The organism is Micromonospora sp. NPDC048842, from assembly GCF_040649935.1.
GTDB lineage: Bacteria > Actinomycetota > Actinomycetes > Mycobacteriales > Micromonosporaceae > Micromonospora > Micromonospora hortensis.
In genome coordinates this window covers 1-15023 of the sequence record NZ_JBEZGK010000025.1, presented here as the reverse complement: position 1 = coordinate 15023, position 15023 = coordinate 1, and the positions used below count along the sequence as shown (strand labels likewise).

12 protein-coding genes are annotated in these 15023 nt (G+C 70.9%); 5 read left to right on the top strand and 7 right to left on the bottom strand.

What is annotated here, in order from left to right; translation table 11 throughout:
- The first annotated feature begins 130 nt into the window (after positions 1-130).
- On the top strand, positions 131-499 hold the full coding sequence (locus AB0C19_RS27125) for a PspC domain-containing protein (RefSeq protein WP_357189831.1): 369 nt from the start codon (positions 131-133) through the stop codon (positions 497-499).
- Positions 500-506: 7 nt separating this feature from the next.
- Here the strand turns inward: AB0C19_RS27125 and guaA are convergent, their stop codons facing one another.
- Together guaA and AB0C19_RS27115 are read right to left on the bottom strand one after the other, a co-directional pair.
- Positions 507-2063, bottom strand: a complete 1557-nt coding sequence (gene guaA, locus AB0C19_RS27120) for a glutamine-hydrolyzing GMP synthase (protein WP_357189829.1) — start codon at positions 2061-2063, stop codon at positions 507-509.
- A gap of 143 nt (positions 2064-2206) precedes the next feature.
- On the bottom strand, positions 2207-3904 hold the full coding sequence (locus tag AB0C19_RS27115; protein ID WP_357189827.1) for a GMC family oxidoreductase: 1698 nt from the start codon (positions 3902-3904) through the stop codon (positions 2207-2209).
- 145 nt (positions 3905-4049) lie between these two features.
- Between AB0C19_RS27115 and AB0C19_RS27110 the strand changes: the two genes are divergently transcribed.
- Positions 4050-5168 carry an LCP family protein gene (locus AB0C19_RS27110; protein WP_357189825.1) on the top strand — a complete coding sequence of 373 codons (1119 nt, stop codon included), beginning with the start codon at positions 4050-4052 and terminating at the stop codon, positions 5166-5168.
- 7 nt (positions 5169-5175) lie between these two features.
- On the opposite strand, the gene AB0C19_RS27105 is transcribed toward AB0C19_RS27110, so the two are convergent.
- Positions 5176-6636 (bottom strand): M1 family metallopeptidase, encoded by a 1461-nt coding sequence (locus AB0C19_RS27105; protein ID WP_357189823.1) that lies wholly within the window; start codon positions 6634-6636, stop codon positions 5176-5178.
- 110 nt (positions 6637-6746) lie between these two features.
- Complete coding sequence (locus tag AB0C19_RS27100; RefSeq protein ID WP_357189821.1) at positions 6747-8150, bottom strand: M1 family metallopeptidase; 1404 nt, start codon at positions 8148-8150, stop codon at positions 6747-6749.
- 239 nt (positions 8151-8389) lie between these two features.
- Here AB0C19_RS27100 and AB0C19_RS27095 point away from each other — a divergent pair, with 239 nt between their 5' ends.
- Complete coding sequence (locus AB0C19_RS27095; RefSeq protein ID WP_357189819.1) at positions 8390-9505, top strand: sugar phosphate isomerase/epimerase; 1116 nt, start codon at positions 8390-8392, stop codon at positions 9503-9505.
- 71 nt (positions 9506-9576) lie between these two features.
- Here the strand turns inward: AB0C19_RS27095 and AB0C19_RS27090 are convergent, their stop codons facing one another.
- Positions 9577-10695, bottom strand: coding sequence for a GuaB3 family IMP dehydrogenase-related protein (locus tag AB0C19_RS27090; RefSeq protein ID WP_357189817.1), 1119 nt, complete (start codon positions 10693-10695; stop codon positions 9577-9579).
- A gap of 30 nt (positions 10696-10725) precedes the next feature.
- Positions 10726-12288, bottom strand: a complete 1563-nt coding sequence (gene guaB / locus AB0C19_RS27085) for an IMP dehydrogenase (protein ID WP_357189815.1) — start codon at positions 12286-12288, stop codon at positions 10726-10728.
- A 185-nt stretch (positions 12289-12473) separates the two neighbouring features.
- Here guaB and AB0C19_RS27080 point away from each other — a divergent pair, with 185 nt between their 5' ends.
- Positions 12474-12893 carry a DUF5319 domain-containing protein gene (locus AB0C19_RS27080; protein ID WP_030337860.1) on the top strand — a complete coding sequence of 140 codons (420 nt, stop codon included), beginning with the start codon at positions 12474-12476 and terminating at the stop codon, positions 12891-12893.
- Positions 12894-13147: 254 nt separating this feature from the next.
- Here the strand turns inward: AB0C19_RS27080 and AB0C19_RS27075 are convergent, their stop codons facing one another.
- Positions 13148-13963 carry a response regulator transcription factor gene (locus AB0C19_RS27075; protein ID WP_357189813.1) on the bottom strand — a complete coding sequence of 272 codons (816 nt, stop codon included), beginning with the start codon at positions 13961-13963 and terminating at the stop codon, positions 13148-13150.
- A 253-nt stretch (positions 13964-14216) separates the two neighbouring features.
- Here AB0C19_RS27075 and AB0C19_RS27070 point away from each other — a divergent pair, with 253 nt between their 5' ends.
- The gene (locus AB0C19_RS27070) at positions 14217-14600 is read left to right on the top strand and encodes a WhiB family transcriptional regulator (RefSeq protein WP_091406539.1); all 384 of its coding nucleotides are present in this window, start codon (positions 14217-14219) and stop codon (positions 14598-14600) included.
- The last annotated feature ends 423 nt before the right edge of the window (positions 14601-15023 follow it).

Here is a 15023-nt window from a genome sequence, read left to right as displayed (position 1 = left end):
CCCCGGGCCGGGTTACCGGAACGGAAAAGAGTCGGATTCCTGACTATCTGGCACCGGTCAGGGATTGGTCAGGGTAAGGATCCGGGCGGTCACCGAGGGCGGACCGGGCGCCAGCGCGGACCGTGGGGGTATGACATCGACCACCGCTCCCCGTGCCCCGTACAAGCAGCTTCGGCGACCCACCACCGACCGCATGGTCGCCGGGGTCGCCAGCGGCGTCGGCCGCTACTTCGCCGTCGATCCGACACTGGTCCGCGTGATCTTCGCGGTCACCGGCCTGCTCACCGGCGGGCTCGCGCTGTTCGCGTACCCGATCATGTGGTTCCTGATGCCGGAGGAGCCCACCGGCGCGCCGGCCTGGCCGCACACCGCGGGCGTCGCGCCGCAGAACGGCCCGCCGCCCACCGCCGGGCCCGCGCCCGGCGGGCCACCGCAGGGGTACGGCCCGACGCCGTCCTACCCGCCGACGACCCCGTCCAGCCCGCCGCCGGCGGCCTGAGCGGCGCTCACTCCCACTCGATGGTGCCCGGCGGCTTGCTGGTGACGTCCAGGACCACCCGGTTGACCTCGGCGACCTCGTTGGTGATCCGGGTGGAGATCCGGGCCACGACGTCGTAGGGCAGCCGGGACCAGTCGGCGGTCATCGCGTCCTCGCTGGAGACCGGGCGCAGCACCACGGGGTGCCCGTAGCTGCGCCCGTCTCCCTGGACGCCGACGCTGCGCACGTCGGCGAGCAGCACTACCGGGAACTGCCAGACGCCTCGGTCGAGGCCGGCGGCCGTCAGCTCCTCGCGGGCGATCAGGTCGGCCTGGCGGAGCAGGTCGAGGCGCTCCTGGTCGACAGCGCCGATGATCCGGATGGCCAGACCGGGGCCGGGGAACGGGTGCCGCCAGACCATCGCCTCGGGCAGGCCCAGTTGCAGGCCGAGAGTCCGAACCTCGTCCTTGAACAGGGTGCGCAGCGGCTCGACCAGCGCGAACTTCAGGTCTTCCGGAAGGCCGCCGACATTGTGGTGGCTCTTGATGTTGGCGGTGCCGGTGCCGCCGCCGGACTCCACCACATCGGGGTAGAGGGTGCCCTGGACGAGGAACTCGACGTCGCCGTGCGCGGCGATCTCGCGGGCCGCGGCCTCGAAGACCCTGATGAACTCCCGACCAATGATCTTGCGCTTCTGCTCCGGGTCGGTCACCCCGGCGAGCGCGCCGAGGAACCGGTCGGTGGCGTCGACCACCTTCAGCTTGATGCCGGTGGCGCTGACGTAGTCCTTCTCCACCTGCTCGGCCTCGCCGGCGCGCAGCAGGCCGTGATCGACGAAGACGCAGGTGAGCTGGTCACCGACGGCCTTGTGCACGAGCGCCGCGGCGACCGCCGAGTCCACCCCGCCGGAGAGGCCGCAGATGACCTCCTTGTCGCCGATCTGAGCGCGGATCCGGGCGACCTGCTCGTCGATGATGTTCTCGGGCGTCCAGGTCGGCTCGATGCCGGCGATGTCGTAGAGGAAGCGGGTCAGCATCTCCTGGCCGTGCGCGGTGTGCCCGACCTCCGGGTGGAACTGCACGCCGGCCCGGCGGCCGGCCAGGTCCTCGAAGGCGGCGACCGGCGCACCCGCCGACTCGGCGGTCACTGTGAAGCCCTCGGGCGCCTCGGTGACGCAGTCGCCGTGGCTCATCCAGACCGGCAGGTCCGCCGGCAGGTCACGCAGCAGCACACCCGGGTCGAGGAGGCGTGGACGCAGCGGAGTGCCGCCGTACTCACGGTTGCCGGTCCTGGTGACAGTGCCGCCGAGCGCCTGGGCCATCGCCTGGAAGCCGTAGCAGATGCCGAAGACCGGCACGTCGGCATTGAACACGCCCGCGTCGATCTGCGGCGCGTCCGGCGCGTAGACGCTGGCCGGGCCACCGGAGAGGATGATCGCGGCGGGGTTCTTCGCCAGCATCTCGGCGATCGGCATCGAGTGCGGCACGATCTCGGAGTAGACCTTCGCCTCACGGACCCGGCGGGCGATGAGCTGGGCGTACTGGGCTCCGAAGTCCACCACGAGGACGGGGCGAGGCAGGCTCATGTGCACGAAGCCTACCGACAGTCACGGCCCTTCCCGGCACCGGCTCGCCGACAATCCACTCTCCCCGCGATCTTGCACTTTCCGTCCCGACAAAAGACGCATAAGCCACAAGACGACGACCGAAACTGCAAGATCGCCGGGGGTCAGGGCCGCAGCGCGCCCGGGGCGTCCGCCGGGACGGCCGGGCTTCTTGGGGGTACGGCGGGCAGACGGCGGTACGGGGAGCCGAGCGCCGGGCGGGGGTCCTTGTCGCCCTTGTTGGGCCAGAAGGACATCGCTCGTTCCGCCTGCGCGGTGATCGTCAGGGACGGGTTCACGCCCAGGTTGGCCGAGACGGCCGCGCCGTCGACCACGTGCAGCCCGAGGTGCCCGTACACCCGGTGCCAGGCGTCGATCACCCCGTCGGCCGGGGTGGCGCCGATGACCGCCCCGCCCAGGATGTGCGCTGTCATCGGGATGTCGAAGGGTTCGGTGAGTGAGCCGCCGGGGGTGCCGCCGATCTCGTCGGCGAGCATTCGGGCGGCGGTGTTGCCGGCCGGGATCCAGGTGGGGCTGGGGGTGCCGTGACCCGGGCCGGTGACCAACCTGCGGCCGAGCGGGCCACGCCGCCACCGGGTGGTCAGCGAGTTGTCCACTGACTGCATGACCAGGGCGATCACCGTCCGTTCCGACCAGCCGCGTACCGACAGCATCCGCGCGGCCAACCGGGGCTGCCGCACGATGCTGCCCAGCCAACGGCGTATCCGGTGCGGGCCGCCGTCGACAAGCAGCGACTGGAGCAGCCCCATCGCGTTGGAGCCCCGCCCGTAGCGGACCGGCTCGATGTGTGTCTGCGGGTCGGGGTGGAACGAGCTGGTGATGGCCACCCCCTCGGTGTAGTCCAACCGCTCGGACCGGGCCCGCTGGCGTGGCACCGAGGCACCGAGGATGGCTTCCGAGTTCGTCCGGGTCAGCTCGCCGAGGCGCGGCGAGAGCCCGGGTAGCGCACCGTCGGCCCGCATTCCGTGCAGCAGCCGCTGGGTGCCGAGCGCCCCGGCGGCGAAGACCACCTGGTCGGCGTGGATGACCTGCCGCCCCTTGCGCAGCCAGGCGCCGGTGCGTTCGGTGTGCACCTCGTACCCACCGTCGTCGGCGGGCCGGACGGCCGTCACAGTGGTCAACTGACGGACCGTGACCCCGAGCCGTTCGGCGAGCCAGAGGTAGTTCTTCACCAGCGTGTTCTTCGCACCGTGCCGGCAGCCGGTCATGCACGAGCCGCAGTGCAGGCAGCCGGTGCGTTCCGGGCCGGCACCTCCGAAGTACGGGTCGGCGACCCGCTGGCCGGGCCTGCCGATGTGCACGCCCACCGGGGTGGCGTGGAAGGTGTGCCCCACCCCCATCCGCTCGGCCACCGCGCGCATGGCGCGGTCCGCGCCGGTGTGCACCGGGTACGTGGTGACGCCGAGCATTCGTTTCGCCTGGTCGTAGTGGTGGGCCAACTCGTCGCGCCAGTCGGTGATGTCCCGCCACTGCGGGTCGCTGTAGAAGGCCGGCAGGGGTTCGTAGAGGGTGTTCGCGTAGACCAGCGAACCGCCGCCCACCCCGGCGCCGGAGAGCACCAGCACTCCGCCGCCGGATCGCCTGTCGGCCGGGCGGAGCAGGGTGAGCCGTTGGATGCCGTAGCAGCCCAGCTTCGGTGCCCAGAGGAACCGGCGGACCCGCCAGGACGTCTGCGGGAACTCGTCGTCGGCGAAGCGGCGGCCGGCTTCCAGCACCGCTACCGAGTAGCCCTTCTCGGCCAGTCGGAGCGCGGTGACGCTGCCACCGAAGCCGGACCCGATGACGACCACGTCGTACCGCATGGACGCATCATTACTCGCGAGTAGCGCTCGCGCCAGCGGCACTTTTCGCGCGATCATGCTCCGGCCGACCGACCCGGCGTCTTCCGGCCGCAACCCGGAGCACCCGTCGGAGCGTTGTTCACCAGACGGGTGGGAGGAATCCAACATGGTTCTCGGGTCGATGGCGCCGCGCCGACGGTGGCTGCTGCTGGGGTTGGCGGCCCTCGCCGTCGTCGCGCTGATCGCGGCCGGCACCGTGGTGATCACCCGGCTGACCGGCGACAACAAGCCGGGCGGTGGTCCGGTGGCCGGCTCACCGACCCCGTCGCCGGTCGGCACGCCGACCCCGAGCCCCAGCGGCCCACCGCCGGGCGCGGACATCACCGGCCCGCTCAACCTTCTGCTGGTCGGTGTGGACACCCGGGTCAGCGTGCCCGGGTGGGAGCCGCACTCGGACGCCGTGCTGGTGCTGCACGTACCCAAGGGGTTGGATCGGGCGTACCTCTTCTCGCTCCCCCGCGACCTGGTGGTGGACATCCCGGCGTTCCCGAAGGCCGGCTACAAGGGCGGCAAGACCAAACTCACGCACGCGATGAGCTTCGGCAGCCGGGTGCCGGGCAAACCCAAACAACCCAGCACCGCCCAGGGGTACGAGCTGCTGCGCAGCACTGTCAGCGGTTACACCGGGCTGCGCATCGACGCGGGTGCGGTGCTGACCTTCAACGGGTTCGATCGGCTGGTCAACGCCCTGGGTGGGGTGGACATCTACGTCGACCAGCGGGTCGAGTCGCTGCACCGCCGACCGGACGGCAAGTACCGGGAGAGCGCGCCGGGCGGCTACAAGGGGCCGCAGCAGGTCTACGAGAAGGGCGAGCAGCACCTCAACGGCTGGCAGGCGCTGGACTACTCGCGGCAGCGCTACATCACCGGCGGTGACTACGCGCGGCAGCGCCACCAGCAGCAGCTGATCCGGGCGATGACCCGCAAGATCCTCGACGAGGGCCTAGCCAAGCAACCCGAGCGCGTCGACCAGGTGGTCTCCGCGCTCGGCGACACGCTTGTCTACGTGGGCGGGCGCCGGATCGTGGACATCGCGTACGCCCTCAGTGGCCTGCCGGAGAACCGTTTCACGCTGGTCGGGCTGCCCGGTTCCGGCGTCGGCAAGGGCAGCGCCTACCGGGGTGAACAGCTGACCACCGAGGGCCGCAAGTTCCTCACCGAACTCCGCGCCGGCCGCGCCGACGCCTACCTGGCCGCCCACCCCAAACTGGTCGTCAAGAACTGACAGCCACTCAGAGCCGCTTGGGCAGGGCCGGCTTCTTGGTGCCGTAGAGCCAGGCGTCGAAGATCGCGTCGAGCTGCTTGCCGGAGATCCGCTCGGCCACTGCCACGAACTCGGCAGTGGTGGCGGTGCCGTCGCGCTTCTCCGCCGCCCAGGTCTTGACGATCTCGAAGAACGCCTTGTCGCCGACGGCCACCCGCAGGGCGTGCAGTGTCATCCCGCCGCGCTGGTAGACCGACTCGCTGAACAGCTTCTCCACGCCCGGCTTGCCCGGCGGCGTCTGCCACACCTGCGCGGACATGCTGGCGTACCGGCTGTCGAACGCCTCCTTGGCGGTGTACGCCCTGGTGTGCTCGGCCCAGAGCCACTCCGCGTACGTCGCGAAACCCTCGTTGAGCCAGATGTCCTCCCACCTGGCCAACGCGACGCTGTCGCCGAACCACTGGTGGGCCAGCTCGTGCGCGACGACCTCGGTGTTCTCGCCCTGCCTGAAGAAGCTCGCCGCGTACACCGGTCGGCTCTGCGTCTCCAGGGCGTAGGAGATCCGGCTGTCGGAGATCACCACCCCGCCGTACGCGTCGAACGGGTACGGCCCGAACACACTCTCCAGGTAGTCGGCCACCGCGACGGTCTGCGCGATCGACGCGTCCGCGTTGCCCTTGGCCTCGGTGGTGGTGACCGCGTTGTAGACCGGGCGGCCCTTGTGCTCGCCGGTGGTGATCCGGAACTTGCCGATCACCAGCGTGCTCAGATAGCTGGCCATCGGCGACTTCTCCGACCACTTCCAGGTGGTCCAACCGCCAGTGCTGGTCTTCCCGCCGGGAACGCCGTTGCTGATCGCGGTCAGGCCGTCCGGAACGGTGACCTCGAAGTCGTAGGCAGCCTTGTCCGACGGGTGGTCGTTGACCGGGAACCAGGTGCTGGCCGACTCGGGCTGACCCAACGCGATGGCACCGTCGGCGGTGTGCAGGAAGCCGCCATCACCGAGCGCCTCGTTCTTCAGCGGCTTCGGCTTGCCCGCGTAGGTGATCTCGGCGACGAACCCGTTGCCGTTGATGAGGCCGGAAGCCGGCTTGATCACCAACTCGTTCCGCTTGCGGCTGTGGGCCGCCGGTACGCCGTCCACCGTGACCGCGCTGACGGTCAGACCGGCCAGGTCGAGGTTGAACGTCGACAGGTCGGCTGTCGCGGTGGCCCGCACTGTGGTCGTACCCGTCAACTGGTCCTTGGCCGGGTCGTAGCGCACCTTCACCGTGTACCGGCCGACGTCGTAGCCGCCGTTGCCGTAGGTCGGGAAGTAGGCGTCACCGACCCCGTCGGCGCCCGCTGTGAACGTCCGCGCCGGCGTGGGGGACGCGCTCGGTGGTGGGGCCGTCTCCGGGCCCGCCGAGTCGCATCCAGACAGTGTGAGCGCACCGGTCACCAGCAGGCCGGCAGCCACTCGCAGTCGTCTGTGCCGCGTCCCGCGCATCCCACACCCTTCCCGCACGGTGGCCGGTCACGGCCTTTGCCGTCCCGCGCGAACGGGCGCCTACCCGCCGTTCGCAGGCGGCAGCATATCGACCGGGCAGCGGGGCCGGGTCACGGCAGTGTGGGGGCCGACCCACCCACCAACCAGGCGTCGAAGAACGGACGCAGTTGCCGCCCGGCGACCCGCTCGGCCAGCGCGACGAGGTCCGCGGTGGTCGCGTTGCCCGCCGCCCGCTCGCTGGTCCAGGTGCGCAGGATGCGGAAGAAGAGGTCGTCACCGACGGTCCGGCGCAACGCGTGCACGGCCAGCGCCCCGCGCTTGTAGACCGCCGAGCCGAACATCTGCTCCCGGCCCGGCTCGACCGACGGCTGCGTCCAGTCGGTTGCCGCGTACTGGATCTCGAAGTTGCGCTGGGCGGTCCGGCCGCCGTCGTGCTCCTCCCACAACCACTCGGCGTAGCTGGCGAAGCCCTCGTTGAGCCAGATGTCGCTCCACCTGGTCAGCGACACGCTGTCGCCGAACCACTGGTGCGCCAGTTCGTGCGCGACGACGCTCGGGTTCGGCCGGTCGTCAGCGAAGAAGCCCGGCCCGTAGACCGGACGGGACTGGGTCTCCAGCGCGTACCCGATCCGGTCGTCGGCGATCACGATCCCCCCGTACGAGTCGAACGGGTACGGGCCGAAGCGGCTGGTCAGGAAGTCGACGATCGCGCCGGTGCGGGCCAGCGAGGCCGCCGCGCCGCCGGTCGCCGGCAGGCTCGCGGCCACCGCCGTGACCATCGGCCGGCCGGCGTGCGTGCCGGTCACCACCCGGTAGTCACCGATCACGAGCGTGCTCAGGTAACTGGCCATCGGCGCGCGCTCCGACCAACGCCAGGTGGTCCAGCCGTCGGCGCTGCTCTTCGGCCCGGGTACGCCGTTGCTCAGCGCGGCCAGGCCGTCCGGGACGGTCACCGCCAGGTCGTAGGTGGCCTTGTCCGACGGGTGGTCGTTGACCGGGAACCAGGTGGCGGCCGAGTCGGGTTGGCCGAGCGCCACCGCGCCGTCGGCGGTGTGCAGGAAGCCGCCGCTGCCCAACGCCCCGTCGTCGACGGCCGTGGGAACGCCCGCGTACTCGACGGTCACAGTGAACTGCCGGCCGCGCGGCACCCCGTCGCGGGGCGTCACCACCAACTCGCCGTCGCCGCGCCGATGCTCGGCGGCCGCGTCATCCACTCTGACCGCGCGGACCTCCAGGCCGACAAGGTCCAGGTTGAACCGGGACAGATCCTGCGTGGTGGTGGCCGCGATGATGGCTCGACCGGTCAGCCGGTCGGTCGACGGGTCGTAGCGGACGTCGAGGCCGTAGTGCCCGACGTCGTACCCGCCGTTGCCGTGCCCCGGCACGTACGGGTCGCCGACGTCGGCGGCACCGGGCCGGAAGCCGTCGCTGTCGTCGCCGGTGCAACCGGTGGCGGCCAGCCCGATCGCGCAGGTCAGCGCGGCGAGGCGCAGTCTCCGTCCGGTCAGGACCATGCCCACCCCTCCTGCGGCACCCGGCCTCCTGCGGCGTTGCGGCCTTCTGCGGGCGTTGCGGACCTTCATCTGCGTTGCGTCAGCACGAGCGTAGTCAGCATCGCGGGCCGTGCGGCCGGTATCGACGATCATCAGTGACTTTCGTCGAATCGAACAAAAGCTGCCATCGATCGAACCTTTCTTTCGACTTAGACCGACGTTAGTGTCGATCTCCGACCACCGTCGCGAAAGGTGGAACCATGCCAGACCACACCGCCCCCGACGCCACCCCCACCGGCCGGCTCAGCCGCCGATCCCTGCTCGCCGCCTCCGCAGGCGCCGCCGCCGCCATCGGCGCGGCCGGCCTACCCGTCCTCGCCACCGGCACCCCCGCGCTCGCCAACCCCGGCAACGCGAGCAAGCTGCGGGTGGAGCCACTGATCCCGGCCAGGAACCGCGGCATCATCCTCTACAGCGTCCGCGACCGGATCACCGCCGCGCCCGACGACAGCGGCGTGCCGTACGGCTTCGAGCGCGTCCTCGCCCGACTCGCCGAGATCGGTTACAAGGAGATCGAGTTCGCCGGCTACACCCAGAGCACCGAGATCCTGGGCCGGCAGATCACCCCCGCCGAGATCCGCAAGATCCTCGACGACAACGGTCTGGTGGCCAACGGCACCCACGCCTCCATCCAGCCGGCCACCTTCCAGCAACAGCTGGACATCGCCGAGGAACTCGGCATGAAGAACATCGGCACCGGCAGCGACCCGACGAGTAGCGCGTACAAGGCCGAGTGGGACGCCGCCGCCGACATCTGGAACGAGCTGGGCCGGCAGGCCAAGGCCCGGGGCATGCGGCTCTACACCCACAACCACGACGCCGCGTACAACTTCCTCATCGACCGGGGCCCGCGCGACGCGCAGGGCCGGCAGACCCGGTCCTCCGGCATCCGCCGACTGGAGTACTTCTTCGAGATCACCGACCCGCGGTACGTCTTCTTCGAACTGGACATCTACTGGGCCTACGTGGCCCGTTACAAGCACCAGAAGTACGTCAACCCGGCCGGCCAGGAGGTGACCGACCTGTTCGACCCGATCCTCACCGTGGCCGACCGGACCACCCGGTTCCCGCTCTTCCACGCCAAGGACGGCGACCGGGACACCAGCGTGCCCAACGGGTACCAGATGACCCCGCTGGGCGACGGCGACCTCAACTTCCAGCAGTTCTTCCAGACCATCGGCGAGCGCAACTTCCACCACGCCAACTGGGAGATGGACACCGCCCCCGGCGGTGCGGACAACAAGGGCCAGTCGCTCGACTTCGCGGCGACCAGCTACCGCAACATGTCCGACCTGACCATCTACGTGGAGAAGTGACTCTGCGCTGAACGTGACGAAGGCCGGCCCCGTCTGCTGCAGGGCCGGCCTTCGGGCGTCTGACGGATCGGTCAGCGGTCGAGGACCAGACCGACCTTCTGGAACTCCTTCAGGTCACGGTAACCGCACTTGGCCATCGCCCGACGCAGCCCACCGAACAGGTTGAGCTGGCCGTCGGCCTCGTCCGCCGGCCCGAAGAGGAGCTGCTCCATCGACCCGAGCGGCTCACCGGAGACCTCGAAGGCACCCCGGGGCAACGACGGGTGACTCGCCGCCGAGTGCCACCACGCGCCACCGGCGGGGGCCTCGTCGCAGAGCGACAGCGGCTCACCGAGCATCACCGCGTCCGCGCCGCAGCCGAGCGCCTTGGCGATGTCGCCCGAGGTCTGGATGTCACCGTCGGCGATCAGGTGCACGTACCGGCCGCCGGTCTCGTCCAGGTAGTCACGGCGGGCCGCCGCGGCGTCGGCGATCGCGGTGGCCATCGGCACCCGGATGCCCAGCACCGACTCGGTGGTCGACCACTCGTCGCCACCGATACCCACGATCACGCCGGCCGCGCCGGTACGCATCAGGTGCAGCGCCGTCTTGTAGTCGGTGCAGCCGCCGACGATCACCGGCAGGTCGAGGTCGGCGATGAACTCCTTGAGGTTCAGCGGCTCGTCGGTGGTCGACACGTGCTCGGCCGAGACGATGGTGCCCTGGATGACCAGGATGTCCACCCCGGCGTCCAGGATCACCGGCGCCAGCGCGAGGGTGTGCTGCGGGGAGACCCGCACCGCCACAGTGCCGCCACCGGCGCGCAGCTCGCGGACCCGCTCCGCGATCAGGTCCGGACGGATCGGCTCGGCGTACACCTCCTGGAGCCGCTTGGTGGCGCGGGCCTCCTCGTCGAGGCCGGCCAGCTCGTCCAGCACCTTGGTCGGGTTCTCGTAGCGGGTCCAGAGCCCCTCGACGTTGAGCACGCCGAGGCCGCCGAGCTCGCCGAGCCGCACCGCCGAGGCCGGGCTCATGGTGGCGTCGGAGGGGTGGCCGACGCACGGAATGCCGAACGGGTACGCGTCGAGCTGCCACGACGTCGAGACGTCGTCGACGTCCCGGGTACGGCGGCTCGGCACGATGGCGATGTCGTCCAGGTGGTAGCCGCGCTGCGCGGTCTTGCCCAGCCCGATCTCGACCACGTCACGCATGGGGGACTCCAGGTGGTTGGGGGTGTTGGGTCAGCGGGTGTGGTAGTTGGGCGCCTCGACGGTCATCTGGATGTCGTGCGGGTGGCTCTCCTTCAGACCAGCCGCGGTGATCCGGATGAGCTGGCCCCGGCGGTGCAGGTCGGGGATGTTCTCCGCACCGGCGTACCCCATGGCCAGCCGCAGCCCGCCGACCAGCTGGTGGGCGACCCGGGACAGCGGCCCCCGGTAGGGCACCTGACCCTCCACGCCCTCGGGGACCAGCTTGTCGTCGCTGAGCACGTCCTGCTGGAAGTAACGGTCCTTGCTGTACGACTTGGCCTGACCCCGGGACTGCATAGCGCCGAGCGACCCCATCCCGCGGTACGTCTTGAACTGCTTACCGTTGACGAAGATCAGCTCGCCGGGGCTCTCCTCGCAACCGGCCAGCAGGCTGCCGAGCATCACCGTGTCGGCGCCGGCCACCAGGGCCTTGGCGATGTCGCCGGAATATTGAATGCCACCGTCGCCGATCACCGGCACGCCGGCCGGGCGGGCGGCCCGGGCCGCCTCCATGATCGCTGTCACCTGCGGCACGCCGACCCCGGCGACGATCCGGGTGGTGCAGATCGCGCCCGGCCCCACGCCCACCTTGACGCCGTCGGCGCCGGCGTCGACAAGCGCCTTGGCGCCGGCGTACGTGGCCACGTTGCCGCCCATGATGTCGACGGTCACGTCGGCCTTGAGCCGGCGGACCATGTCCAGCACGGCCCGCTGGTGACCGTGCGCGGTGTCCACGATCAGCACGTCGACGCCCGCGTCGACCAGGGCACGGGCCCGCTTATACGCGTCCTCGCCCACACCGATGGCGGCGGCGACCCGCAGCCGGCCGGCGTCGTCCTTGCTGGCGTCCGGGTACTGCTCGCTCTTGGTGAAGTCCTTCACGGTGATCAGGCCACGCAGCCGGCCCGAGTCGTCGACGATCGGCAGCTTCTCGACCTTGTGCTGACGCAGCAGCGCCAGAGCGTCGTCCTTGCTCACCCCGACCCGCGCGGTGACCAGCGGGGTGTGGGTCATGATCTCCCGAACCGGGGTGTTCGGCTCGGAGACGAAACGCATGTCCCGGTTGGTGACGATGCCGACCAGCTGGCCGTCGCCGTCCACCACTGGAACACCGGAGATGCGGTAACGCCCGCACAGCTCGTCGACCTCGCGCAGCGTGTCGTCCGGGCTGGCGGTCACCGGGTTGGTGATCATGCCGGACTCGGAGCGCTTCACCAGGTCGACCTGGAGGGCCTGGTCCTCCAGGGAGAGGTTGCGGTGCAGCACGCCGATGCCGCCCTGGCGGGCCATGGCGATCGCCATCCGGGCCTCGGTCACAGTGTCCATAGCGCTGGACAGCAGCGGAATGGACAACTCGATGTTGCGGGTGAGCTTCGTCCGGGTGTTGACCCGGCTGGGCACCACGTCCGACTCGCCCGGCTGGAGCAGCACGTCGTCGAAGGTGAGGCCGAGCGGAACCACCCGGGCGGAGCCGGCCGGCAGCTCGGGCAGGTGGCCGCCCAGGTCGGCGTGCTCGCCGCCGGCCGGAAGATCGGTGCTGGGCGAATTTTCCACGATTGCTCCCCTGAGCTGCTCGGATGGGCTTCAGCGAGGTGGCGCGGGCGGGCACCGGAGCGCGCCACGATGCCGGCACGTCGCCTCATCGTACCCAGTGAGCTGGGCGCCCCGTCCGTGGCAGGCCGGGCCGCGCGCAGGCCGGGGGGCGGACGTTCGCGCCGCGTTGGGTCTACGGTGAGGGGGTGCACGACGAGCCCATCGACCCGTTCAATGGCGACCCGGCCGATCCGACAGCGGGTCTGGATGACCCGGGCGATGACGCGACGCCGGATCCGCTGACCGACGTCGAGCGGCAGGATGTGCTGGAAGACCTCGCTGACCTGGAGATCTACCAGGCTCTGCTGGCCCCGATCGGGGTTCGCGGGCTGGTGATCGAATGCGAGGACTGTCGCGAGCCGCACTACTTCGACTGGGACCTGCTCCGCGGCAACCTGCGGCACCTGCTCAACTCGGGCCGGCCCCGGGTTCACGAACCCGCCTACGACCCGGACCCGGATCATTACGTGACCTGGGACTACGCCCGGGGGTACGCGGACGGGGTGCACGACACCCTGTCCGAGGGCACCGAGGACGAGCCGGGCGCCCCGACCGCCACCAAGTAACGCCGCCGGACGGCGGGTTCCCCCCTGCCGCGTGCCCTGCTGCCGCGCGCCCCGGTGCTCGGCTGGCGCGTGGCGTGCCCTGCTGCCGCGCGCCCCGGTTCCCTGCTGGCGCGTAGCGTGCCCTGCTGGCGCGTGGCGTGCCCTGCTGGCGCGTGGTGGCGTACCCCACTGCCGCGTCCCAGGTGCCCTACTGCCGCGTGGCGTACCCCAATGCCGCGCGCCCGAGTGCCCTGCAGGCGCGCGACGTGCGTGTGTCAGGCGACCAGACCGGCGCGGAAGCCCGCAGCCACCGCGTGGGCCCGGTCCCGGGCGCCAAGCTTGCGGAACAACCGGCGGGCGTGCGTCTTGACGGTGTCCTCCGAGACGAACAGCTCCCGGCCGATCTCCGCGTTGCTCTTGCCCTCGGCCATGCCGAGCAGCACCTGAAGCTCACGCTCGGTGAGGCCGATCGACGCCCGACTGGGTCGGGCGTTCGGGGTGGGACGGCCCGGCTCGGTCTGCGCCGGCGACTCGCCGGTCCCCGCCTCCGCCTCGTCGTCGCCCCGCTGCACCGGCACCGACGCCACCCCGGCTGGCCCGTCGGCGGCCGTGGCCGCCCAGCCGGGCTCACCGGAACCACGCGGCGACGGCCCGGAGCGGCCGGAGCCACCCACCGCCGCCGCGTCGCGGGCCGGATCGGTGATCCGCTGCCGGGAGGCTCGACCGGGGGCGGTGAGCAGCAGTAGCGCCTTCGCCACCGCGCTGGTCAGGTCATGGTCGACATTCTGGATGAGCCCCCGGGCGCCGGCGCTGATGGTGGCAGCCGCGGCCTCGGACTCCTCGGTGCCGAGCAGCAGCACCGCTGCCTGCGGCGCACGCGCCAACACCCGACGGACGAAGCCGGCGCTGTCCGGCCGGGTGAGGGCCGTGTCGGCCAGGACCACGTCGGCCGGTCGCTCGGCCAGCCGCAGCATCACCTCGGGATCAGAGACGGCGGTACGAACGATCGCGGACAACCCCAGCCGCGCGGCAGCAGAAGTAAGGTGCTGGGCCGCGAGTGGTGTCCGAACGCACACAAGAACGGTACGCACTGTGGTCTCCTCTCCGCCAACGAGCAGACCATGACGCGGTCGGCTGGGGAGGGGGTTCCCGGCAATCCTTCGAACTTTTCCGACAGATGGGGCAAAAGGCGCAATTTCTCGGACGTTTTCGATCACACACGTGTGAGTTGACGACAGCCCGGGTACCGGGAGATCCAGGCCGGGAACGGTGCGCCTGCGCGGCCCGCCGCCCGGATGCCGGCCATAAGGATTCTCGCGGAGCCGCGCGGGAGGAGGGGTGCTGATGTCGAACGTACGTAGACTGCCCGGACCCATCGTCGATCTCTGGGACTGGCAGCGACTCGGTGCCTGCCGAGGGCGCGACAGCGCCCAGTTCTTCCACCCCGACGGTGAGCGTGGTTCCTCCCGACTGCGTCGCGAGTCCGCCGCCAAGTCGGTCTGCCGCGCCTGCCCGGTTCGCGCCGAGTGCGCCGCCCACGCCCTGTCGGTACGGGAGCCTTACGGCGTGTGGGGCGGCTTCAGCGAGTCGGAGCGCCTGCGACTGCTCGCCGTTGGCTGGGAGGACCTGGCAGACCGCCGGCACGCCCGGGTCGACGTGGCACGGCTGGAGGCCCGGCTGGGCCGCCCGCACAAGTCGACAGTCCCGGCCCAACGCAACGTCGCCTGACCCGAGGCGTCCCCAACATCCACGAAACCGCGCCCTCATCCTGGGGGCGCGGTTTCGTGCCGTTCAGGCGGCCTCCCCGCCGCCGCCAGGGCCCCGTCGCCGCCGACAAGGCCGTGGTCCACTCGGGTTTCTTGATGTCGGGGCATCCCGCCGGCCCGGACACCCCGACTTCAATGACCCCGAGTGGATCAAGCCGAGTGTCCGGTTCGAGGGGCAGGCGGAGGAGACGCCCTAGGCCGTTTTGTCCGTTCTGGGGCATTCGGGCCGGGTGTAGAGCTTAGGCTGCTGCGAGGTACGCGGTCTTTGTCCGGTGACCGGATGCACTCGCGGGCCGGAATCATGGCCGGGCCGGGGTCGTTACACACCCTGACGATCGCAGCACCACCGACCCGCCTGCCCGACCGTGAGGGCTGGTCGCGCAGG